The 2,012-nt window shown below is 77.6% G+C and carries 3 protein-coding genes; 1 reads left to right on the forward strand and 2 read right to left on the reverse strand.

Features of this window, described 5'->3' with window-relative positions; all coding sequences use genetic code 11:
• On the reverse strand, nucleotides 1-715 hold a 715-nt coding region (locus ICW40_RS19795; RefSeq protein ID WP_374199190.1), incomplete at its 3' end, for a polyprenyl synthetase family protein.
• A gap of 19 nt (nucleotides 716-734) precedes the next feature.
• The gene (locus tag ICW40_RS19800) at nucleotides 735-1,331 is read right to left on the reverse strand and encodes a hypothetical protein (RefSeq protein ID WP_221655695.1); all 597 of its coding nucleotides are present in this window, start codon (nucleotides 1,329-1,331) and stop codon (nucleotides 735-737) included.
• A 113-nt stretch (nucleotides 1,332-1,444) separates the two neighbouring features.
• Between ICW40_RS19800 and ICW40_RS19805 the strand changes: the two genes are divergently transcribed.
• Nucleotides 1,445-2,012 (forward strand): DUF4192 domain-containing protein (locus tag ICW40_RS19805; protein ID WP_221655696.1); only part of this gene is annotated, 568 nt, incomplete at its 3' end.

The following is a 2,012-nucleotide window of genomic DNA, read 5'->3' on the forward strand; positions in this document are numbered from 1 at the left end:
CGACGGCGGCGTCGTCGGCGCCGGCCAGGGTCGCGCCCAGCGCGAGCGGGTGCTCGACGCTGTAGCGCGCGCTCTTGGCGCGGATGACCTCGCGCGCGCGGGCCTCGTCGGCGACGGGGTCGTGCCCCCACGGCAGCGCCTGGGCGAGCACGTCGAGGTACTGGCCCACCGTGACCTCGGTGCGCATCGCGTCGAAGACGGCGCGCACCGCGTGGGCGCGCCGGACCGGCAACGGGCGCAGGGCCTCGGTGAGCTCGCGGTCGCACGCGATGAGTGCGAGGTCGCCGAGCAGGATCGCCGCCGACTCCCCGAACCGGTCGGCCGGCCCCGACCACCCGAGGCGCCCGTGCAGCGCCTCGAACGCCCGGTGGGCGGCGGGGCGGCCGCGGCGGGTGTCGGAGCCGTCCATGACGTCGTCGTGGAACAGCGCCGCCGCCTGGAAGAGCTCGAGCGCGGCGCCGGCCCGCACGGCAGCCGTGCGCGCGTCGCTGTCGTCGACGTCACCGCCGTGGGCGCGCCACGACCAGTAGCACAGCGCCGCGCGCAGACGCTTGCCCCCGGCGAGCATCGTGCGCATGCCGCCGACCAGCTCATGGGCGTCGGCGCCGATCGCGGCCAGCTCCCGCTCGAGGGCGTCGACGTGCCGGCCCAGCGCCGCGTCGACCTCCGGCCTCACCTCGTCGACGGCGGCCTGTGCGTCACGGATCGGCTCCACGCGGCCACCCTAGGTGGCTTCAGGCCGCCGTCCGCACCCGTCCGCCGACGGTGACGGTCCGGGCGGTGCCGTCGTCGAGCACGCCGATGGACACGAGCTCGTCGCCGCCCGACCTGACGAAGGTGACCTCCGCGGCGAGGTCCGTGGCGGGGCCGGCCGGGGGTACCTCGGTGAAGCCGGCCGTCGTCAGCGCCGTGCGGTACAGGGCCACGACGTCCTGCACGCTCGTCGCGGTGCGCAGGTTCAGCGAGACCTCCTGCACCTCGGCGTCGCCGACGGGCACGGCCGAGGTGACGAGCACGACGGCGTCGGGCGGCAGCGGCAGGAGGTCCTCGGGGAAGCCCGCGACGAGGTCGCCGACCTGCGAGTGCACGTCGGGCGTGGCGGTCACGAGCGGTTCGGCGGGCGCGGGGGTCGGGGCCGCAGGTGACGGTGACGTCGAGGGCGCCGCGGCCGGGCGGTCGACCGCCGGGTCGTCGCGCGGGACGTCCGCGCCGGAGCAGCCCGGCACGCCCAGCAGCGCGACGAACGACGCGGCCACGGCCGTCGAGACGGCGCGAGCGCGGGACGTCGTCCGGGCCGCGCGTCGTGCGGCGGGGGGGCCGGCGGGGCGCATGGCCCCCACGGTAGCCGGGTCGAAGGCGGCGCGGGCGTCCACAGGCCGGCTCCGTCCACAGGCTCGGGGGACCTTTCGGCGCGGGGCGGTCCGGGCAGGGTCCGATGGGCCCCATGCCCACCACGATCCGCACCAGCGAGCCCCGCGAGATCCTCTCGCTCATCCCGTACCAGCTGGGCTTCCAGCCCACCGAGAGCGCCGTGCTCCTCAGCCTGCGTGGCGAGAGGTCCCGCGTGGGGCTCGTCGCGCGCGTCGACCTCAGCGACCTGGCCGACCCGGCCCACGGGGGCCACGTCGCGCGCTCGCTCGTCCGTCACCTGGAGAAGGACGGCGCGCGGGCCGCCGTCCTCGTGCTGTACCCCGGGGTCCCGCAGCCCGAGGCGGCGGCAGTCGTCGACCGCGTCCGTGCCACGGTCGAGGAGGCGGCCGCGCACCACCTCCGCGCGGTCGACTGCTGGGTGGTCGGCCCCGACGGGTACTACGCGGCGGACTGCTCGGACCCGGCGTGCTGCCCGCCCGGCGGTCGGCCGCTGGAGGAGCTGCAGTCGACGCAGATCGGTGCGCAGATGGTCCTGACCGGGTCGGCCGTCCTGCCCTCGCGCGCGGACGTGGGTCACATCGAGCCGGCGCCGCCGCCGGCGCGCCGGGCCGCACGGCGCGCGTCCGCGCGGTGGGCTGCGC

The organism is Actinotalea ferrariae (assembly GCF_019733465.1).
Lineage (GTDB): Bacteria > Actinomycetota > Actinomycetes > Actinomycetales > Cellulomonadaceae > Actinotalea > Actinotalea ferrariae_A.